This is a genomic window from Massilia sp. 05N420 (assembly GCF_056397205.1).
The window spans coordinates 47,586-66,703 of the sequence record NZ_JBFTMX010000001.1; the positions used below are offsets into that span (position 1 = coordinate 47,586).

General features: G+C 65.4%; 17 protein-coding genes. 16 read left to right on the forward strand and 1 reads right to left on the reverse strand.

The genetic code is table 11. The features are described from left to right. Positions 1 to 40: 40 nt before the first annotated feature. A complete protein-coding gene (locus AC1DIX_RS00260; protein WP_477321060.1) occupies positions 41 to 193 on the reverse strand; it encodes a hypothetical protein in 153 nt (50 codons plus the stop codon). 448 nt (positions 194 to 641) lie between these two features. Between AC1DIX_RS00260 and AC1DIX_RS00265 the strand changes: the two genes are divergently transcribed. The 16 genes from AC1DIX_RS00265 (at position 642) to AC1DIX_RS00340 (ending at position 19,095) form a co-directional block, all read left to right on the forward strand. Beyond that, positions 642 to 2,222: an isocitrate lyase gene (locus AC1DIX_RS00265; protein WP_477321062.1), complete on the forward strand. Its 1,581-nt coding sequence runs from the start codon at positions 642 to 644 to the stop codon at positions 2,220 to 2,222. Between the two features lie 82 nt (positions 2,223 to 2,304). Beyond that, entirely contained in the window at positions 2,305 to 2,967 is a 663-nt protein-coding gene (locus AC1DIX_RS00270) for a 3-hydroxyacyl-CoA dehydrogenase NAD-binding domain-containing protein (RefSeq protein WP_477321064.1), read from the forward strand. A gap of 271 nt (positions 2,968 to 3,238) precedes the next feature. Then, positions 3,239 to 3,445 carry a hypothetical protein gene (locus AC1DIX_RS00275; RefSeq protein WP_477321066.1) on the forward strand — a complete coding sequence of 69 codons (207 nt, stop codon included), beginning with the start codon at positions 3,239 to 3,241 and terminating at the stop codon, positions 3,443 to 3,445. A 223-nt stretch (positions 3,446 to 3,668) separates the two neighbouring features. Continuing rightward, positions 3,669 to 4,763 carry an LLM class flavin-dependent oxidoreductase gene (locus tag AC1DIX_RS00280; protein WP_477321068.1) on the forward strand — a complete coding sequence of 365 codons (1,095 nt, stop codon included), beginning with the start codon at positions 3,669 to 3,671 and terminating at the stop codon, positions 4,761 to 4,763. A gap of 30 nt (positions 4,764 to 4,793) precedes the next feature. Beyond that, positions 4,794 to 7,199, forward strand: a complete 2,406-nt coding sequence (locus AC1DIX_RS00285; protein ID WP_477321070.1) for a glycoside hydrolase family 3 protein — start codon at positions 4,794 to 4,796, stop codon at positions 7,197 to 7,199. Positions 7,200 to 7,224: 25 nt separating this feature from the next. Further along, positions 7,225 to 7,857: an NADPH-dependent FMN reductase gene (locus AC1DIX_RS00290; protein ID WP_477321072.1), complete on the forward strand. Its 633-nt coding sequence runs from the start codon at positions 7,225 to 7,227 to the stop codon at positions 7,855 to 7,857. A 192-nt stretch (positions 7,858 to 8,049) separates the two neighbouring features. Then, the gene (locus AC1DIX_RS00295; protein ID WP_477321074.1) at positions 8,050 to 8,700 is read left to right on the forward strand and encodes a gluconate 2-dehydrogenase subunit 3 family protein; all 651 of its coding nucleotides are present in this window, start codon (positions 8,050 to 8,052) and stop codon (positions 8,698 to 8,700) included. A gap of 22 nt (positions 8,701 to 8,722) precedes the next feature. After that, positions 8,723 to 10,420 carry a GMC oxidoreductase gene (locus tag AC1DIX_RS00300; RefSeq protein ID WP_477321076.1) on the forward strand — a complete coding sequence of 566 codons (1,698 nt, stop codon included), beginning with the start codon at positions 8,723 to 8,725 and terminating at the stop codon, positions 10,418 to 10,420. 75 nt (positions 10,421 to 10,495) lie between these two features. Next, the gene (locus AC1DIX_RS00305; RefSeq protein WP_477321078.1) at positions 10,496 to 11,143 is read left to right on the forward strand and encodes a TetR/AcrR family transcriptional regulator; all 648 of its coding nucleotides are present in this window, start codon (positions 10,496 to 10,498) and stop codon (positions 11,141 to 11,143) included. 64 nt (positions 11,144 to 11,207) lie between these two features. Beyond that, on the forward strand, positions 11,208 to 12,152 hold the full coding sequence (locus tag AC1DIX_RS00310; protein ID WP_477321080.1) for a sugar phosphate isomerase/epimerase family protein: 945 nt from the start codon (positions 11,208 to 11,210) through the stop codon (positions 12,150 to 12,152). Positions 12,153 to 12,166: 14 nt separating this feature from the next. Further along, positions 12,167 to 13,135 (forward strand): sugar phosphate isomerase/epimerase family protein, encoded by a 969-nt coding sequence (locus AC1DIX_RS00315; RefSeq protein WP_477321082.1) that lies wholly within the window; start codon positions 12,167 to 12,169, stop codon positions 13,133 to 13,135. 10 nt (positions 13,136 to 13,145) lie between these two features. Further along, positions 13,146 to 14,384: an MFS transporter gene (locus AC1DIX_RS00320; protein WP_477321084.1), complete on the forward strand. Its 1,239-nt coding sequence runs from the start codon at positions 13,146 to 13,148 to the stop codon at positions 14,382 to 14,384. A gap of 20 nt (positions 14,385 to 14,404) precedes the next feature. Then, positions 14,405 to 15,178 (forward strand): TIM barrel protein, encoded by a 774-nt coding sequence (locus AC1DIX_RS00325; protein ID WP_477321086.1) that lies wholly within the window; start codon positions 14,405 to 14,407, stop codon positions 15,176 to 15,178. A gap of 6 nt (positions 15,179 to 15,184) precedes the next feature. Beyond that, a complete protein-coding gene (locus AC1DIX_RS00330; RefSeq protein WP_477321088.1) occupies positions 15,185 to 16,096 on the forward strand; it encodes a LysR family transcriptional regulator in 912 nt (303 codons plus the stop codon). A 20-nt stretch (positions 16,097 to 16,116) separates the two neighbouring features. Next, positions 16,117 to 17,562 (forward strand): MFS transporter, encoded by a 1,446-nt coding sequence (locus tag AC1DIX_RS00335; protein WP_477321090.1) that lies wholly within the window; start codon positions 16,117 to 16,119, stop codon positions 17,560 to 17,562. A gap of 318 nt (positions 17,563 to 17,880) precedes the next feature. After that, the gene (locus AC1DIX_RS00340) at positions 17,881 to 19,095 is read left to right on the forward strand and encodes an MFS transporter (protein ID WP_477321092.1); all 1,215 of its coding nucleotides are present in this window, start codon (positions 17,881 to 17,883) and stop codon (positions 19,093 to 19,095) included. The last annotated feature ends 23 nt before the right edge of the window (positions 19,096 to 19,118 follow it).

Consider the following 19,118-nt stretch of genomic DNA (forward strand, 5'->3'; position numbering starts at 1 on the left):
GGGGCCTGCATGACAGGCCGTGGCATCGTCCACCGCAATTTCAATTCCTTCGCGGCGGCTGATTTGCGCGCAAGTGCTTGACCCCCTCTTCGCAGCAGCCACGGGCGGCGCTCTTGTAGACCTCGACGGCCTGGTTCGCTGCCCCGGCGAGCATCGGCGGTCCGATCATGGCCGCCGCAACCAGGTTTTTCATGGCCGTGCGCTTGTTGCGGAGCACATCGAGACAAACCGGAAGGCGATCAAGGCGCGCGCAGGCATCGAAGGCCTCAGCCCTTGCTCCTTGAAATGCAAGTTCCGACCGATGGTCTGCTGTCTATTGAGAGTCTTGTGAAAACACCAAGGCCGTCATTGCCGCAGGTAGGCAATCACTTTTCACACAGCCAAACTGGATTTCACATGGTGAAATTTGCTGCGCGCCGCTTTCACCATGAAATTTCGTTTCGCAATACAGCTTTCCACATAATGAAATAAATTTCATAAGTCATTGAAGTTAAAGGGATAAATATTCGCACAACTCTTATATAAGATAGAAGATAGTTCGTCGTGCTCGCTCTATGATGAACGCATCCGACTACGATTCGCTTCGCACCACCGTTAGCGGCGAACGCAGGAGATTTCGATTCTTTCTTATGGAGTTCATCATGTCCCAGTACCAGAACGATATCCAGGCCATCACCAGTCTCAAACAACAGCAGGGCGACGGCTGGCATGCGATCAACCCCGAGTCCGCGGCTCGCATGCGCGCACAGAACCGCTTTCAAACCGGCCTCGACATCGCCCGCTACACGGCCGGGATCATGCGTCGCGACATGGCGAACTACGATGCCGATCCATCCAGATACACCCAGTCGCTGGGGTGCTGGCATGGTTTCATCGGCCAGCAAAAGATGATTTCCATCAAAAAGCACTTCAACAATACCGACCGCCGTTACCTGTACCTGTCGGGTTGGATGATTGCCGCGCTGCGTTCGGAATTCGGTCCGCTGCCAGACCAGTCGATGCATGAGAAAACGGCGGTTCCCGCCCTGATCAAGGAGCTGTACACCTTCCTGCGCCAGGCCGACGCACGCGAGCTTGGCGGCCTGTTCCGCCAGCTCGATGCCGCGGAAGGCGAAGCGCGCGCCGCCGTCCAGGCCAGGATCGACAATTTCGTCACCCACGTGGTGCCGATCATCGCCGACATCGACGCCGGCTTCGGCAATGCCGAGGCAACCTACCTGCTGGCCAAGCAGATGATCGAAGCCGGCGCCTGCTGTATCCAGATCGAAAACCAGGTGTCGGACGAGAAGCAGTGCGGCCACCAGGACGGCAAGGTCACTGTGCCGCACGAAGACTTCCTGGCCAAGATCCGCGCCGTGCGCTACGCCTTTCTCGAACTGGGCGTTGACGATGGACTCATCGTGGCGCGTACCGATTCGCTCGGCGCTGGCCTGACCAAGCAGATCGCCTACACCCGCGAGCCGGGCGACCTCGGCGACCAGTACAACAGCTTCCTGGACGTCGAAGAGGTATCGCTCGATGCGATGGCGAACGGCGACGTGGTCATCAAGCGCGACGGCAAGCTGCTGCGCCCGAAGCGCCTGCCCAGCAACCTGTTCCAGTTCCGCGAGGGTACCGGCGAGGCGCGCTGCGTACTCGACTGCATCACCTCGCTCCAGAATGGCGCCGACCTGCTGTGGATCGAAACGGAAAAACCGCACATCGCCCAGATCGGCGGCATGGTGAAGGAAATCCGCAAGGTGATCCCGAACGCGAAGCTGGTGTACAACAACAGCCCCTCGTTCAACTGGACCCTGAATTTCCGCCAGCAGGTCTTCGACAAGATGAAGGCCGAGGGCGCCGACGTGTCGCACTACGAGCGCTCGCAACTGATGAGCGCCGAATACGACGACTCGGCACTGGCGCGCGAAGCCGACGAACGCATCCGCACCTTCCAGGCCGACGCGGCGCGCGAAGCCGGTATCTTCCATCACCTGATCACGCTGCCCACCTACCATACCGCCGCGCTGTCGACCGATAACCTGGCCAAGGAATATTTCGGCGAGCAGGGCATGCTGGGTTACGTGGCCGGCGTGCAGCGCAAGGAAATTCGCCAGGGCATCGCCTGTGTCAAACACCAGAACATGTCGGGTTCGGACCTAGGCGACGATCACAAGGAGTACTTCAGTGGCGAAGCAGCGCTGAAGGCTTCGGGGAAGCTCAACACCATGAACCAGTTCTGAGGAAATTCGCACTCGCGGGCTTGCCATGGCGAGCCTGTGCGGAGTATTGCATTCCCCATAAGGAGGAACCCAAATGAATTGTATGCACAACGAGGTGCACGATGACTCTCGAACGGTCGGCCGGGTCGGCATCATCGGCGCCGATGCCATGAGCCTCGGCATCGCTGTAAGCCTGCTGGATGCCGACGTTCCGGTGACGCTCTTCGAACCCGAGCGCGCGTCACTCGACAAGGTAATCGAGCTTGTCCGGGCGGGCTACCGGACTGCGGCCGCGAAAGGCGAGCTTGGACAGGCCGAGCGTGACAGGCGCATGGCACTGTTGGCCGGCACGGTAAATTTTCATCACTTGAAAGACTGCGACTTGATTGTCGACGCGGAGCCTGGCGACAGGGCAGGCAAAGAGAAGTTGTTCCGCCGGCTGGACCAGGTTGCCAGGTTCGGCGCCGTACTGACGACCCGAGCTTCGTATTCCGGCGTCGACCACATCGCTGGATGCACGAGGCGCCGGGGCGACGTGCTTGGCTTGCATGTTTCGGCGTCTTCGGAGACGGAGGAGATATGGACGATCGCGCCGGGGAAGGAAACTTCAGGTGACGCCCTGGCTACAGTAATCGCACTCGCGCAGAGACTTCGTAAGGGTGTCGCAGTTCGGGGCAACTTCCAGGGCATTGTCAGCAATGCGAAAAGCGTCGCGCTGGATGCCGACTGTTTCGCACCACGGAAAATCGATCAGGTACTGGACTAGTCTGGTTTTTGCTAGCCACCCTGCCGGAATCCAGGTTCGAGTGCATGAGCGCCATGCGGTGCCGACCAGGACCTGGTCGGTGCCGTACCTTGCGCATCGGGCGTCCCCGGTGTGGGCCGGCAAGGCCAATCCAGGCCTGCAGCATTTTCCTGCTGTCGCAGACCGTGGGCAGGCATCCACCGTGTCCATAGGACGTATCGATAAAATCACGAGCTGGAAAAAGGGGCCGCGCATATGCTTGTCGGTATTAAACCGATCAGCGGAGACGACCATGAAACCCCGATTGCTGGCACCTGGCCTGGCGATGCATTTCCGTTCGCCTGTGCGCTTCGGTAGCGCCTTGCGTGGCTACGAAGCGCTGCTTCGCACCCTGCAGTTGATCTTGTTGTTCTGGGGTGGGGTAGTTGGCGCGAAGGCGCTTGCGCACTTCGTCACGCAGGGCGGCTGGCTGTTGGCCGGGCTCCTGTCGTCGGCTTAGGCAATTCAGCTTGCGCCGCCACGCACGCCGCTGCCGGGTTCATCGAGCCTCGATAGAACACCAGCCTCCTGGCGCCGAAATCGGCAAGACCTTTTGCGGAAAATCTGTTGACTGACCCGAAAAGCTTCACTACTATTCTCATAATCATAATTCGGATTATGATTTAACGGTGCCGGCCGACAAAGATTGCCGGCTTTCCTGAATCTTCCCCAAAGGGATCAGTATGCGTTTCTCCGTATTCCTCAATGCCCGTACCATGACTCCGGATGCCGATAGGCAACTGATCGTCGACCTGGAGCAGCATGCCCTGCTGGCTGGCAAGCTCGGCTTCGATGCGATTTTCCTTCCGGACCATCACTTCAACGGGTACATGGCCATCGCCAGCGACAGCTATATGTTCGCCTCGTATCTCGCGGCCAAGCTACCGGACATGCATTTCGGCTTCTCCGTCACGACCGTGCCCTTGCACCATCCGGTACGCTTCGTCGAGCGTATCAACATTCTCGACCACCTCACCAGGGGCAAGCTGCTGGTCGGCGTTGGCTCGGGCACGACGCCGGAGGAGATGATCGGATTCGGCGTCAACTACAAGGATGCGGGTCGCATCGCCGAGGAAAACCTGCAAGCCGCCGAGGCCTTGTGGAACAAGCGCATCGAAGACGAACCGGTCGAGCTGGACGGCTTCCACAAGGGCCGTGTGCTGCAGCGTATCGCGCCGAGCCCTTACGGCGAGAAGCATGCGCGCCTGATGCCGGTCGCGATGAAGGACACCAGCATCACGCGTGCCGCCGTCAACGGCTGGCCCGCGTTCATTCCGGCCTTCACGCCGCCGCAGATCGGTGGCCTCGAGCCGCTCACGCACGTGAAGAAGTACTTCTCGAAGTACCACGAACAGCTGCTGGCCGCCGGCCATTCCGACCAGACCGTGGCCGACGCGCTGTCCTGGACCACGCACAGCTACCAATGCGTGCACCTGGCGCCGACCGACGAGCAGGCGCGCGCGGAAGTGATGGAGATCCTGACTTCCTACCAGGAGGCGATCGACCGCGAAGCCGCCTTCAACGCCAAGGCCGAAGCCGACGACGCGAACAAGAAGACCGACCGCACGGGCGCCGCGCTGACCGAGGAATGGATGGCTACCTGGTGCCTGTACGGCAGCCCGGAGACCGTGATCGACAAGCTGCGCGCCTACCAGCAGCTTGGCATCGGCAACATCCTGTGCGGCACCGTCACCGGGCCGCTGACCGAGAAGCGCCTGGCCTACGCCAACCAGACCCTGCAGCTGCTCGCAGAGCACGTGCTGCCGGCCTTCGAATAAGTACGAGACCGCCACCGGAGGAGACGCGGAGTGACGACTGAACTGAACGTGAACGAGATGGCGACGCTGACGGCTGGCGCGTCGATGTGGGCGACCGCGGCGATCCCGGAAGCCGGCATTCCCGCGCTGGCAATGGCGGATGGTCCGATGGGCGTGGCCGGGCCGCGCGTCGACGAGCGCGACGTCTCGCTGCTGACGCCGGCGCCCGTGGCGCTGGGCGCGAGCTGGGACAGGGCGCTGGTGCAGAGGGTGGGGCGCCTGGTCGGCGCCGAAGCGATCCGGCGCAAGGTGGACCTGATGCTCGCTCCTAACCTGAACCTCGCGCGCAGCCCGCTGGCCGGAAGGGCCTTCGAATACTTTTCCGAAGACCCGTTGCTGTGCGGCGTCCTTGGCGTGTCATGGATCCAGGGCTGCCAGTCCGTCGGGACCGGCGCCGTTGCCAAGCACCTGGTGTGCAACGACAGCGAGACGGCGCGCGACCGCATGAATGCGGTGGTCGACGCGCGTACCCTGCGTGAAGTCTACCTGCTGCCCTTCGAAATGGCGGCGCAGGCTGAGTGCGCAGGCATGCTGACGAGTTACAACAAGGTGAACGGTAGCTGGTGCGCCGAGGCCGGCAAGATCATCCTGGACGTCGCCAAGGCCGAGTGGAAGTTCGGCGGCGTTTTCATGAGCGACTGGTTCGGCACCCATTCGACCGTCGGTTCCCTCGCGGGCGGTCTCGACCTGGAAATGCCGGGCCCCGCACGCTACCTGGGTGCGCACAGCGCCGCGGCGGTCGCAGAAGGCGCCGTGGCGCTCGCGCGCCTGGCCGACGCGGCCCACCGGGTTGCCGCCGCCGCGCGTCGCTTTGCTGGCGACAAGGGGGAGCCGATGCCGGCAGGGGACGCCAGCGCGCTGCTCATCGAAGCGGCCGCCGCTGGTTTCACGCTCGTACGCAACGAGGATGCGATCCTGCCCCTGGACTCGACGCGCTTCGGGCGCATTGCCGTCATCGGTCCGAACGCGACCGCCCCTTGCTTCCAGGGCGGGACCTTCGCCAAGATCGCCGTACGGCCGGACGCGATGGTGCCGATCGACGCGCTGCGCGAGCGCTTCGGCGACGCCATCGTCGCCTATGAGCCGGGTGTGGATCCGCAGCCGAAACTGCCGCGCATGCCCGCGCGTCCCGCCCGCTCGCTCGACGATGGCTGTACTCGCGGCATGACGCTCGATTACTTCGATAACGCGGCGTGCGCGGGCACGCCGCTACTGAGTGAAACCCGCGATACGAATTCGCTGACCTGGTTCCATGGCGTGCATCCGGCCGGCGCCCTGCAGCAGAGCGCGGCAACGCGCGCCAGCGGCGTCTACACGGCGCAAGACGGCGGTCCGCACCGCTTTTATATCGGCGGCACCGGCGCGCTGCGTCTGCTGGTGAATGGCGTGGAGGTGTTCCGGCGCGACGAACAGCTGGCGCCCGGCGATGTCATGGGCCGCCTGAAGAGCGGCGACGCAGATTGTGTGACAGTCGACCTGCGCGCCGGGCAGGAAGTGAATGTGGTGGCCGAGCTGCGCTACAGCGCCGCGCGCTGCCAGGGCCTGTGGTACGGCGTGCGTGGCCCGGACAGCAACGAGGCCATGCTGGCGCGCGCCGTCGCCGCCGCCCGCGCGGCCGACGCCGTCGTGCTGGTGGTCGGTGAAACCTCGGACGCCAGCGTCGAGAGCAAGGACCGGCGCGACACCCTGCTGCCGAAAGAGCAGCTTGCGCTGATCGAACAGGTGTGCGCGGCGAATCCCGACACGGTGGTCGTGACCAACGTCGGCCATGCCTTCGACACCAGCTGGGATCGGCAAGCCAGGGCTGTCCTGCATTGCTGGTATCCGGGTGAGGAATTCGGCCGGGCCTTGGCCAGGGTGCTGGTGGGCGACCTCGAGCCGGGTGGGCGCATGCCGGTCACCATCGCGCGCGAGGATGCCGATTACCCGGCCCTGTCGCTGCAGCCCGACGCCAATGAGGACCTCCACTACCTCGAGGGAACCCGGGTCGGCTACCGCGGCCTTGCTGCTCGCGGCCTCGAGCCTCGCCAGGCCTTCGGCAGCGGCTTCGGCTACACCAGCTTCGCGCTGGACGCTGCGGCGGTCGAGCCCGATGGTGCGGATGGCTGGACCGTTACCGTTACGCTGCGCAATACCGGCCGCAGGGCTGGCGCCGAGGTCGTGCAGATCTATCGCGTGCAGCCCGAGCTGACGCTGGTCGCCTTCGACAAGGCCTGGCTGGTGCCTGGCGAGCGGCGTGTGCTCCGTATTCCCATCGCGCGCCGGCGCCTGCAGGTATGGGACGGGGACTGGACCGATCTGCCGGGCAGTGTCGGCCTGCTGATCGGCCGCGCCAGCGACGACCTGCCGCTCGCGGTACAAGTGATTCCCGGCGGCCGTGCGGCCGCTGCCAACTGATTGTCGCATTCGACTGGAGAACCCCATGAACGCCCTGGACAACAACTTCGCCGCCGCCGAGCGCGAGCGGCCCTTCATCGTCGGCATCGGCGGCACCACCCGCCCTGGATCGAGTACCGAAAGCGCGCTGCGGACGGCGCTGCGTTTCGCTGAAGAGAAGGGGGCACGCACGCAGCTGTTCGGGGGCGAAGCCCTCAGCACCCTCGACGTTTACTCTCCCGAACAGCGCGAGCGCAGCCCCGCCCAGCGCGCGATCGTCGAGGCCGTGCGCAGGGCCGATGCCGTCATCTTCGCGTCGCCCGGTTATCACGGCGGTGTGTCGGGCCTCGTCAAGAATGCGATCGACCTGCTGGAAGACACGCGTGCCGACCAGCGCGTCTACCTCGACGGCATGCCGGTCGGGTGTATCGTCACGGCGGCCGGCTGGCAGGGCTGTAACACGACGCTGGGCGCGCTGCGCTCGATCGTGCATGCCTTGCGCGGCTGGCCTACACCTCTGGGCGTGACCTTGAACACGGCCGGCGTAAAGCTGTTCGATGCACAAGGCGCATGCCTTGATACCCAGGTCGAGGCCAGCCTCAGGCTGCTGGCGGAGCAGCTTGTCAGACCGTCCGCTTTAATTTCTCAGGGAAATAAAAAATCAGAATTATTGTTATAAAAACTGTGCTATTCTGATCCCACAAGAATGAGGCGACCGCGCATAGCGCCGCCCGAAAACAAGGACGCCAGTCCATGAGGAGACACCATGGCCAACGACGCCTGCCGTATTCCGGCAGCGGTCGCCGCCGCCTCCTTGGCGCCTGCGCGTCCGGCAGCACAACCAATACGTTTGTTGCGGAGACAGTCAAGGATGAAGATCAATATCGTATCCCGGCACGAGCCGATGGAGCAGGGCAGGCCGGATAGCCCATCCCGCCGCGCCGCGCTGGGCGCATTGCTGGCCGGGGCCGTCACGGCCGGGGCCTGGACCAATGCCTCGGCGGCGGCTGCCCTGCGCGCCGCGGGCTCGGCGGCAACGCCGCAGCCGGCCGGGTTCACCGGGCCGGAACGCAAGATACTGACGATGGCGGCCGACGTCATCGTGCCCGTCACCGACACACCGGGCGCCGTCGCGGCCGGCGTCCCCGCCTTCATCGACGCGCTGGCGCGGCACTGGATGCTGCCCGAGGAGCTGGCGCAATTCCGCGCCGGCCTGGCGGACCTCGACAAGAACGCACGGCAGCGCTACCAGCGCGGCTTCGCGGCCTGCACCCCGGCGCAGGCGGCCGATATCCTGCAGGCCTTGCGGGCGTCGAGCCCCTATGAGGGCCGCACCTTCGAGCTGGCCGCGCGCATCGAGGACCCGAAGGCGCCGTTCTATCTGCGCCTGCGCGACCTGGTCGTCCTCGGCTACTTCACGTCGGAAATCGGCAGCACCAAAGAGCTGCGCTATGTGCCGGTGCCGGGACGTTTCGACGGCGACGTCGACGTCAAGACCTGGCCCTACCAGAACGTCATCTGAGCCGCCGGCGAAAGGACACGACATGATTCAACCAACCGAATTCGACGCCATCGTCATCGGCTCCGGCATCACCGGCGGCTGGGCCGCCAAGGAACTCACCGGGAAGGGACTGAAGGTGCTCATGCTCGAGCGCGGCCGCCCGCTCGAGCACCAGAAGGGCTATATCCACGAATTCACGCCGCCGTGGCAAGCACCGGAGCATGGCCTGCCCGAGCGCGCGCTCGACGCCCGCGAATACGAAATCCAGAGCAAGATCGAGCGCGGCGCCTTCAGCTGGGCCAACCGCCAGTACTGGATCAACGACCGCCAGAACCCCTACGAGCAGTTGAAACCCTTCCGCTGGCACCGAACCGACGTGCTCGGCGGCCGTTCCCTGGTCTGGGGGCGACAATCCTACCGCTGGGGGAAGGATGATTTCCTGGCCAACAAGCGCGACGGTCACGGCAACGACTGGCCGATCCGTTATGCCGACCTCGAGCCCTGGTACGCCCATGTCGAAAAATTCATCGGCGTCAGTGGTGCGCCCGAGGGGTTGGAGAATTTCCCCGACGGGCATTTACTGCCGCCGTTCGAGATGACGGCGCTGGAGAAACACCTCAAGCGCAGCGTCGAGGCAAGGTGGAAGGACCGGCGCGTGACCATCGGCCGCGTGGCCAACCTGACCGAGGCCATCGACGACGAGCGCGGGCGCTGCCAGCGGCGCGCCATCTGCAACCGCGGCTGCTCGTTCGGCGCGTATTTCAGCACGCTGAGCTCCACCTTGCCGGCCGCGCAGAAGACGGGCCTGCTGACGGTCCGTACCGACAGCGTCGTCGAGGCGATCGACGTCGATCCGCAAACGAAGAAGGCGACCGGCGTGCGGGTGATCGATGCGAAGTCGGGCGAGCGCCTGCGCTTCGGTGCGAAAGTGATCTTCCTGTGCGCGTCGACCTACGGCAGCCTGCAAGTCCTGATGCAGTCGAAGAGTGTGGCGCATCCGAACGGCATCGGCAACCACAGCGACGTCCTGGGCCGCTACCTGGTGGACCATGCGGGTGTCGGCGTATTCGCCGAGATTCCCGGCTTCGAGAACCACAACTACAGCGGCCGGCGGCCGACCGGCATCCTGGTGCCGCGCTTCCGTAACATTGGCGGCCAGGACGCGGACGCCGATTTCACGCGCGGCTACGGCTTCCAGGGCGGCGCCATGCGCGACGACTGGACCAATACCGCGGCCCAGTCCGACGATTTCGGTGCGCAGATGAAGCACAACATCGCGCGCCCCGGCAAGTGGATCGCGTTCCTGGGCGCCTTCTGCGAACAGCTGCCGCAGGCGGGCAACCGCGTCACGCTGAACGAGAACAAGCGTGGCGGCTTCGGACTGCCGCAGCTGAGCTTCGACGTGTCCTACGGCGAGAACGAGCGGCGCATGAAGATCGACGCCGCGAAGCAGGCGGAGCAGATGCTGGTCGCCGCCGGCGCGAAACACGTCGTGACGATCCCGGTGCGGACCGTGCCCGGCGTCTCGATCCACGAGATGGGCGGCGCGCGCATGGGACACGACCCGGCCGAATCGGTGCTCAACGCGCACAACCAGGTGCACGGCGTGCCCAACCTGTTCGTCACCGACGGTTCGGCGATGGCGTCGTCCGGCACCGTGAATCCGTCCTTGACCTATATGGCGCTGACGGCGCGCGCGGCCGATTACGCGGTCGCCCAGCTGAAGGCCGGAGCGCTGTGATGGCTATGTGTTCTGGAACCAACATCATTTCGGCTAGAATCGGCCTTTATTCTCACTGACGAATCGACGACATCCATGGAGACCGCAACCGCCCACGCACGGGCACCCAAGCAGGGCCGCAGCCGGCAATCGTTCGACCGCATCATCGAGGCGACCATCGATCTGTTGCGCGAACGTTCCTACGACCAGATCACGCTTGCCGAGATCTGCCAGCGCGCTGGCGTCTCGACCGGGGCGCTGTACGGCCGCGTGGCGGGCAAGGACGAGCTGCTGCGCGCCGTGCAGGTACGGTTCTTCGAGCGGCTGGACCAGGCCTTCACGGACGAGGCGCAGCGTATCGCGGCGCAGGCGCAGGGCCTGGCGCAGGTCGTCCCGGCCGTCGTGGCGGGCCTCGGCAACCTGCTGAAGGAACACGCCAGCGTGCTGCGTTCCTTCATGCTGCGCGGCGCCGTGGATGAGGTCATCGGCGCGGCCGGCAAGAAGTCGGCGTACGCGAACCACGCCAAATTCAGCCGGCTCCTGCAGGCATGCCGCGCGGAGATTCGCCACCCGGACCCGGACCGCGCCATCGAGGCGGGCATGCTGCTGATCTATGCCACGCAGGCCCGCTTCCTCGGCCTCGACAGCGTCGGCGGCAAAGGCGAGGGCGCCGGCTGGGACGACCTGCTGGTGGACCTCGGCGACATGATGCTGGCCTACCTGCGCTTCGTGCCTGAACGCTGAACGGAGGGCGGTTTCGCCGCCCTTTTTTTGAACCGCAACATAACCAGAATTATCATTCTAAAAAATGACGACCAATAAACTCCGCTGGGCTTACATGGACCACTGGCGCATCGACACGCCCCAGGGTCAGTTGTCGCAATACACGTCGGTGAAGCGCTTCGATGAGTTCCTGAAGCAGATCTCGGCGATCGGCTTCGAAGCGATCGAGACCTTCGACTTCCATCTGGGCCCGCTGCGCGAGTTGTTCGGCTCGCTGGAAAACGCCCGCGCCTTCATGCAGTCGCGCGGCATCGACAAGGTATTGAGCCTGTTCCACGCGGTGATGTACGACGAGCGCCAGAGCGCGCCGCACGTGCGCTCCACCCACGACCACATCGTCAACTATGCCGAGTACATCATGCGCTCCAGCCAGGGCCTGGGCGTCGAGAACTTCATCGTCATGCCGGCCGGCCTGTACTACGACGTCGAGCCGGTCACGGACGACAAGATCCGCGCCTGTGCCGAACTGTGGAACCGGGTCGGCGAGATGACCCAGAAGTACGGCGTCAAGACCTGCTGCCATCACGAGTTCTTCTGCGGCATCCGCAGCGCCGAGCAGCTGCGCAAATTCTACGAATGGACCGATCCACGTTACGTGTTCTTCTATTGCGACACGGCCCAGCACGTGATTGCCGGCGTCGACCCGGTCGAGCTCTACCTGAAACTGCACGACCGCTGCGGCGGTTTCCACATGAAGGACACACTGAACGTCGACCTGAGCGGCGACTACCGGCGCCGTCCCGACGCCGAAGTGATGGCGCCGACCACGCCGCGCTGGTTCCACGAGATGGGCGTGCCGGGCGGACTGGTGGACTTCCCGGCCATGATGGCGGCGATGAAGGCCTGCGGCTACGAGGGCTGGGTCGGCGTCGAGCACGACAAGGCCGACGTCGGCGGCGGCAACTACCCGGAGAGCACGGCCTTGTCGGCCTGGTACATCCAGCACGTCCTGAAAAAAATCTACGCCTGAACGGAAGGTCCAGCATGCAGAAACAGATCAAATGGGGCTATGCCCTGAACCAGTGGAAGGCCGGTTTCACCAGCTTTGCCCGTCTCGAGGAAATCGAGCGCGCCTTCAAGGTAACGGCCGCCTGCGGCTTCGATGCGGTGGAACTGAACGCCGGCAGCGGACGCTGGGACCCGATCGGGCGCCCGGAGAATATCGATATCAACTTCGGCTCGCCCGACCACTTCCGCCTCAAGCTGAAGGATTGGGGAATCAATCGGGTTGCCAGCACCTGTTTCGATCCGACCGTGATGAGTTTCGAGGAGCTGCACTTCGGCCTGCACAGCACCCAGCCGGCGGACCATCCGCGCATCCTGGCGCAAGCACGGATTCACGCCGACATGCTGGCCGCGCTGAACGGCGACTGCCTGGTGGTTCGGCCCTTCCCGTCCTGGTGGAAGGAGGGCGGGCTGACGGCCGAGCGCCTCGCCGCCGCGGCGGATTGCTGGAACGCGGTCGGTGCGATGACGGCGGAACTCGGCCTGAAGACGGTGCTGCACGTGGATGCGCTGTCCGCCTTGCGCACCGCCGAGGAACTGGAACAGCTGATGGCGCTGTGCGACAGCGGGAAGGTCGGCCTGTGCTTCGACACCGCCGAACTGACCATCGCCGGCCACGATCTCGTCGCCCTGTACCGCCGCTTCCACGAGCGCGTGTGGCACTTCCAGTTCAAGGATGCGCTGGCCACCGATACGCTGGACGAATACAAGCTGCAGAACGCGGAGCGGGCCATGATCGCGGCCGGCGGCGAACGCGAAATCCAGCGATGGTTCGGCGAAATGGGCACCGGCCTGGTCGACTTCCCGGCGCTGCTGGCCGCGATGCGCGAACTGCGCTACGCCGGCTGGATCATCGTCGAAAGCGACAAGGGACCGGCGCCGATCGCGACTGGCATGATGCTCAACAGCTGGTACAAGCAGCACGTACTGGATCGCCGCGTGGACTGAAAGGATCGCCGTGAATCCCACCGACCTGTCGCCGCCATCCGTTGCCGCCCAGCTGGCCCCTGCCGGGGACACCAGCCGGCGCCACGGCGGCACCGCCCAGGGCATCGCCCTGATGGCCCTCGTTAATATGCCCTCGCTGGCGCTGGCGGCGCTGGTGCCCGGCCTGCCGCAGCTGTTCCGCCAGTTCTCGTCGGTGCCGCACTTCGAGCTGCTGGTGCCGATGATCATCACGGTGCCCTCGCTGTGCGTGGCGCTGACCTCGGGGCTGGCCGGGATGCTCGCCGACCGCTTCGGGCGCCGCAAGCTGCTGCTGGTGTCGCTGCTCGCGTTCTCGCTGCTGGGACTGGCGCCCCTGATGTTCGACAGCCTGGTGCTGATCGTCGCCAGCCGGGTCGTGGTCGGGGTGGCGGAAGCGGCCATCCTCACGGTGGGCAATGCCCTGATGGGCGACTACTTCGAAGGGGCGCAGCGCGACAAGTGGCTCGGCTACCAGAACATGCTGTCGCCGCTGATCGGCTCGGCGATCCTGCTGTCCGGCGGCTTCCTCGCAGGCGTGCACTGGCGCTATCCCTTCCTGTTGTACCTGAGCGGCCTGGCCGTGTTCGCGCTGGCATGGTTCGCGTGCTGGGAGCCGCACCAGGGCCGTGCCACCGCTACGCGGGAGACCTCCGCGGCGGCGCCATTCCCCTGGCGTTCGACGCTGTTCGTGTGCGGCGTTACCGTGCTGTTCTCGATGGTGTTCTTCGTGCAGGCGGTACAGCATGGGCGCATCTTCGGCGACATGGGCGTCGCCTCGCCCGAGCGGATCAGCATTCTCGTGACGATCGCCAGCCTTGGCACGGTGGCCGGCGGCTATCTGTTCAAGCGCCTGTCCGGGGTACCGGTCTCGCTGCGGCTCGCGGTCAGCATGGCGCTCTACGGCGTCTGCTATATCGGCGTCGCATGGGCGCCGAGCGTGTCGGTCGGGTTGCCGCTCGACCTGCTCGGGCAGGTGGGCGGCGGGCTGCTGTTGCCGGCTTTGGTTGCCTGGGCCTTGCAGCAATACCGCTTCGAGCACCGCGGTCGCGGCATGGGCTTGTGGGGCGGCGCGTTCTTCCTTGGCCAGTTCCTGAGCCCTCCGCTGGTCGCGCTGATCGGCGCGGCGGCCGGCAGCTTCCTTGCCAGCGTCGCTGTCGTCGGGACCATCTGCCTGATCGCGGCCGTACTGCTCGGCGCATCTTCGCTGGCGCGGCGTCGCGCCATTCAATGACTTTTTTGGGAAAGACCACTATGCAATTCGCAGCATGTATCGAATGGATGTTCACCAATGGGAATGACGATCTGCCGTCGCGCATCCGCGCCGCGCACGAGGCCGGGGTGCCCGGGGTCGAATTCCACCTGTGGCGGGAGAAGCCGCTCGACGCGATCGAGCAGGCCTTGAACGATACCGGCGTACGCCTGCGCAGTTTCTGCATCGAGCCGCGCTGCAGCCTGGTCGACCCGGCCGACCACGACCGCGTGCTGGCCGCGGTGGCCGACGCCATTCCCGTGGCCCGGCGCTTTCCCGGCGCCGGCATGGTGCTCGCATCCGGTTTTACCCGCCCCGGGGTGCCGGAACAGGAACAGTTCGACGCCGCCGTCGCGGTACTGCGCCGTGCCGCGGACATGGCCGCCGCTGCCGGCACCGTGTTGTGGCTGGAACCGGTCTACATGCTGCTGCAAGGCCAGCGCATGTTCGTCGACACCATCAAGCGCGGCCTCGACATCGTCGAAGCGGTCGACAGCCCGGGCCTGCGCCTGCTGGCCGACGTCTACCACGCCGCGCAGACCGGGGAAAACCTGGCCGAAGCGATCGGCGGGCGGATCCGCTACGTCGCCCACGTCCAGGTCGCCGACACCGACGGCCGCCACGAGCCGGGCACCGGCACGATCGACTGGCCGCAGGTGATGAAGGTATTGCGCGAGAAGGGGTATGCGGGCGACATCGGCCTGGAATACTTCCCGAGCGTCGGCGATGGCGCCTCGCTCGACCTGACGCGGCGTGCGCTGGACTTGCCGGCATGATTCGCCATGCGATTCAATAAGCTCGACCTGAACCTGCTCGTCGTGCTGAACGCGCTCCTGACCGAGTGCAACATCAGCCGTGCGGCGGAGAAGATCCACCTGAGCCAGTCCGCGACCAGCAGCGCCCTGAGTCGCTTGCGCGACTACTTCAACGACGAGCTGCTGGTCAGCTCGGGACGCCAGCTGGTGCTGACGCCCCGCGCGAAGGAGCTGGTCGAGCCGGTGCGCGAAGTCTTGATGCGCATCGACACGACCATCGCCACCCAGCCGCAGTTCGATCCCGCGAACGAGACCCGGACCTTCACCATCCTGGTCTCCGACTACACCACGGCCGTGCTGGTGCCGCCGTTGCTGGAAGCCTTGTATCGCCAGGCGCCGGGCATCCGTTTGAGCTTGCGCCACCAGTACGACCGCGAGCCAGCCGAGGTGCTGGAGCACGACGACGCCGACTTCCTCGTGATCCCGTCGCAATATCTCGCCAAGGAACACCCTTCCGCCGTGCTGTTCGAGGAAGACTATCTGTGCGTGACATGGGACGGCCACAGCCGCATCCGCGACCGGCTGACCTTCGACGACTACCTCTCCTGCGGGCATGTGATCCCGACCTTCGCAAGCCCGAACCCGCTGCCGACCCTGGACGGATGGTTCATCGAGAGCTACGACGTCAAGCGCCGCGTCGAGGTGACCGCGCCGACGATGGTCGGGCTGCCGTCGCTGGTGGTCGGCACCGACCGCATCGCCACCGTGCACCGGCGGATCGCCTTGCGCGCCCAGGAATCCCTGCCGATCAAGGTCTGGGAGCCGCCGCCGCGCATCCCGCGCCTGGTGCAGACGCTGCAATGGCACCGGCACCGCAACAACGACCCCGCCATCCGCTGGCTGCGCGACCGCGTGGTCGAGGTCGCGCGCCACGTTTGAACCGAATATGAGAATGCAGAATGAATGAAGCCGTCAGCAATGCGGAGGGCAGCGCACACCATGCCGCCGCGGGGTACAGCCACCGGCGCCGCACGCTGGCGCTGATCGCGGTCGCACTGGCGTTCGTGATCGACCTGCTCGACACGAGCATCGTCAACGTCGCCGTGCCCTCGATCGGCGCCACGCTGCACGCCTCGAAAACCGCGCTGGAATGGATCGTGGCCGGCTATGCGACGGCGTTCGCCGTGCTGCTGATCGTCGGCGGCAGGCTCGGCGACAGCCATGGCTACCGCCGCATGTTCCTGATCGGGATTGCCGCGTTTACGGCGACCTCGGTCGCCTGCGGCCTCGCGCCGGACACGCTGAGCCTGCAGGTGGCGCGCCTGCTGCAGGGCGCCGGCGCGGCGCTGATGGTGCCGCAAGTGATGGCCCTGGTGCAGGTGATGTATCCACCCGAGGAGCGCTACAAGGTGTATACCGTGTTTGGCTTCCTGGGCGGCTTCTCGGCGGCACTCGGGCCCATCGTCGGTGGGCTCCTGATCGACGCCAACTGGCTGGGCCTGGGCTGGCGCCTGACCTTCCTGATCAACCTGCCGATCGGCCTGGCCAGCCTCGCCGCCGGTGCGCTGCTGCTGCCGCCCGGACGCGGCGTGAGCGCGGTGCCGGTGGACTTGCGTGGCGCCGGCCTGTCGGTGCTGCTGCTGTTCGCGCTGCTGACGCCGCTGATCGAAGGCCCGTCGCGCGGCTGGCCGCCGGCGCTGGTGCTGATGCTGGCGTGCGCGCTGCCGCTGGCGTGGGCCACCTGGCGCTACCTGGGCAGACGCCAGGCGCGCAGCGGCGACGCCCTCGTGGATCCGGCGCTGTTCAGGCGGCGCAAGGTGACGCTCGGCCTGCTGTGCACCTTGTGCGTGAACCCGATCATGCCGGGCTATCTGCTGGTGATGACCTTCGTGCTGCAGACGGGCAGGGGCCTGTCGGCATCCCAAATGGCCTATGCCTGCGCGCCGATCGCGGCCGGCGCGATGACCGCCATCACGCTGCTGGGGCCCCGGCTGAACCGGCGTATCGGCGTGCGTACCTTGCAGGGCGGGATTGTTGCCTTCGTCACGAGCCTGTGCCTGTGCGCGCTGGCCTTGCACGGCAGCTTGTCCTGGCCGCTGCTCGTCGCGGCGCAGTTCGGCATGGGCATCGGGCTGGGCTTGTGCGGTCCGCAGCTGTCGAATGCCACCCTTCGCGACGTGCCGGTGTCCGCCGCCGGCGTCGCGGCCGGCCTGCTGACGACGGTGCAGCAAATCGCCGCGGCGTTCGGCGTGGCCCTGGCCGGCCTGGCGTTTTTCCATGGTCTCGATGGCGCCACGGCCGAAGCCTATGCGGACGCCTACCTGCAGGTGCTGCCGCTGTTCCTCGGCCTGCTCGGAGTGGGGGCACTGGGATCGGCCCGGCTGATCGAAACCATGCGCAGCTAGCTTGGAACCTATCCCGGTAGGCAAGGGTCGCTCCTGGCGCGCCTGACAAGCGTAGGCGGCGTTGCTCGTCGTTGCATGGCTCGCCATGCGGCCTCCTCACGCCTTGCCTACGCTTGCCATGCATCGCCATGAGCTTCCCCCTGCCTACCGGGCTAGGTTCTTATTCATGCTGTGGATAGCAGCTATCCAAACAATCGGCCACAAGCACCAAATTTTCGCTTGGGAAAATCAAAATAAGTCGATATCATAATTCTGGTTCTATTTCCTGCGTAAGACAGGAAGCGGCATCAAGCCGCGGCCAAGACAAGGAGACACACAATGCGCAGCACCTCCCCGCAAAAACGCCAGGCAGACTGGCGCCAGGGCTGGATTCTCGTGATCTCGGGATTCCTGCCGGTGATGGCGATCATCGCGCTGGCGCCAACCCTGCCGACCCTGCTGGCCCACTTCCACGATGTCCCGAATGCGGCACTGATGGTGCCTCTCCTGATCACTGCGCCCAGCGCCTGCATCGCCCTGTTCGCCCCTGGGGCCGGCGCCATCGCCGACCGTTTCGGGCGCCGTCCGCTGTTGCTGTGGTCGATGGCGTTCTACGGCGCCGGGGGTCTGGTTCCTTTCGCGATCGATAATTTCTGGGCCGTGGTGGCAGGCCGCTTCGTGATCGGCATCGGCGAGGCCGGCGTGCTGACCGTGGTGAACACACTGCTGGCCGACTACTTCGAGGAGAAGGAGCGCCACCGCTGGCTGATGATCCAGGGCGTGGTCGGCTCGGTGCTCGGCACCGTGACCATCGCCAGCTCCGGCTTCCTGGCGGCGCAAGGCTGGCAATGGCCCTTCCTCGTCTATGCGGTCGCCATTCCGATCCTGCTCGCCAGTCTCGCTTTCCTGTTCGAACCCGAGTCGCGCCGCAAGCAGGGCGGGGCGGCCCAGCCGGCGGCGGTGGACACGCCGTTTCCCTACCGTGTCGCGCTGCTGGTGACGGGCGTCACCGTGCTGCTGTCGACGATCTACTATGTCCAGGTGATCAATTTCTCGGTCCTGCTCAAGGACCTCGGGGTGAGCGATCCGAAATCGATCGGCCTCAGCATGGCGCTGCCCAGCATTGGCGTACCGCTGGGCGCGATCGTCTTCAAGCTGACCACGCGCTTCGGCGCCGGCAGCCAGATCTTCCTGGTGTTCCTCGGCTATGCGATCGGCCTGTCCGGCATCGGCCTGGCACCGGACTACCAGGTGGCGCTCGCCTTCGCCTTTGTCCAGCAACTGGCCAACGGCATCATCGTCCCGGCGCTGATCGCCTGGGCCCAGAGCAAATTCTCGTTCGAGCACCGCGGCCGCGGCATGGGCTGGTGGGCGAGCTCGTTCTTCATTGCCCAGTTCCTGTCGCCGGCCGTGGTCAACCTGATGCGCGCCTCCGTCGGCAACCTGCAGGGCGCCTTCCTGGCGTTCGGGCTGATTGCCGCAGCCTGCGCTGCCGGCGCCTTCCTGCTGCATTACCGGGCCTCGCGCTCGGTCCGCCCTCAACCGGGCATCTAGATCCGCCATCCTACTTTCGATCG

Excerpts from the sequence above, each read along its gene's own strand:
- AC1DIX_RS00310 (WP_477321080.1), top strand. The coding sequence starts at position 11,208 with ATGACGACCAATAAACTCCGCTGGGCTTACATGGACCACTGGCGCATC.
- AC1DIX_RS00305 (WP_477321078.1), top strand. The coding sequence starts at position 10,496 with ATGGAGACCGCAACCGCCCACGCACGGGCACCCAAGCAGGGCCGCAGC.
- AC1DIX_RS00300 (WP_477321076.1), top strand. The coding sequence starts at position 8,723 with ATGATTCAACCAACCGAATTCGACGCCATCGTCATCGGCTCCGGCATC.
- AC1DIX_RS00275 (WP_477321066.1), top strand. The coding sequence starts at position 3,239 with ATGAAACCCCGATTGCTGGCACCTGGCCTGGCGATGCATTTCCGTTCG.
- AC1DIX_RS00295 (WP_477321074.1), top strand. The coding sequence starts at position 8,050 with ATGAAGATCAATATCGTATCCCGGCACGAGCCGATGGAGCAGGGCAGG.
- AC1DIX_RS00270 (WP_477321064.1), top strand. The coding sequence starts at position 2,305 with ATGCACAACGAGGTGCACGATGACTCTCGAACGGTCGGCCGGGTCGGC.
- AC1DIX_RS00335 (WP_477321090.1), top strand. The coding sequence starts at position 16,117 with ATGAATGAAGCCGTCAGCAATGCGGAGGGCAGCGCACACCATGCCGCC.
- AC1DIX_RS00290 (WP_477321072.1), top strand. The coding sequence starts at position 7,225 with ATGAACGCCCTGGACAACAACTTCGCCGCCGCCGAGCGCGAGCGGCCC.
- AC1DIX_RS00330 (WP_477321088.1), top strand. The coding sequence starts at position 15,185 with ATGCGATTCAATAAGCTCGACCTGAACCTGCTCGTCGTGCTGAACGCG.
- AC1DIX_RS00280 (WP_477321068.1), top strand. The coding sequence starts at position 3,669 with ATGCGTTTCTCCGTATTCCTCAATGCCCGTACCATGACTCCGGATGCC.
- AC1DIX_RS00265 (WP_477321062.1), top strand. The coding sequence starts at position 642 with ATGTCCCAGTACCAGAACGATATCCAGGCCATCACCAGTCTCAAACAA.
- AC1DIX_RS00315 (WP_477321082.1), top strand. The coding sequence starts at position 12,167 with ATGCAGAAACAGATCAAATGGGGCTATGCCCTGAACCAGTGGAAGGCC.
- AC1DIX_RS00325 (WP_477321086.1), top strand. The coding sequence starts at position 14,405 with ATGCAATTCGCAGCATGTATCGAATGGATGTTCACCAATGGGAATGAC.
- AC1DIX_RS00260 (WP_477321060.1), bottom strand. The coding sequence starts at position 193 with ATGAAAAACCTGGTTGCGGCGGCCATGATCGGACCGCCGATGCTCGCC.
- AC1DIX_RS00340 (WP_477321092.1), top strand. The coding sequence starts at position 17,881 with ATGCGCAGCACCTCCCCGCAAAAACGCCAGGCAGACTGGCGCCAGGGC.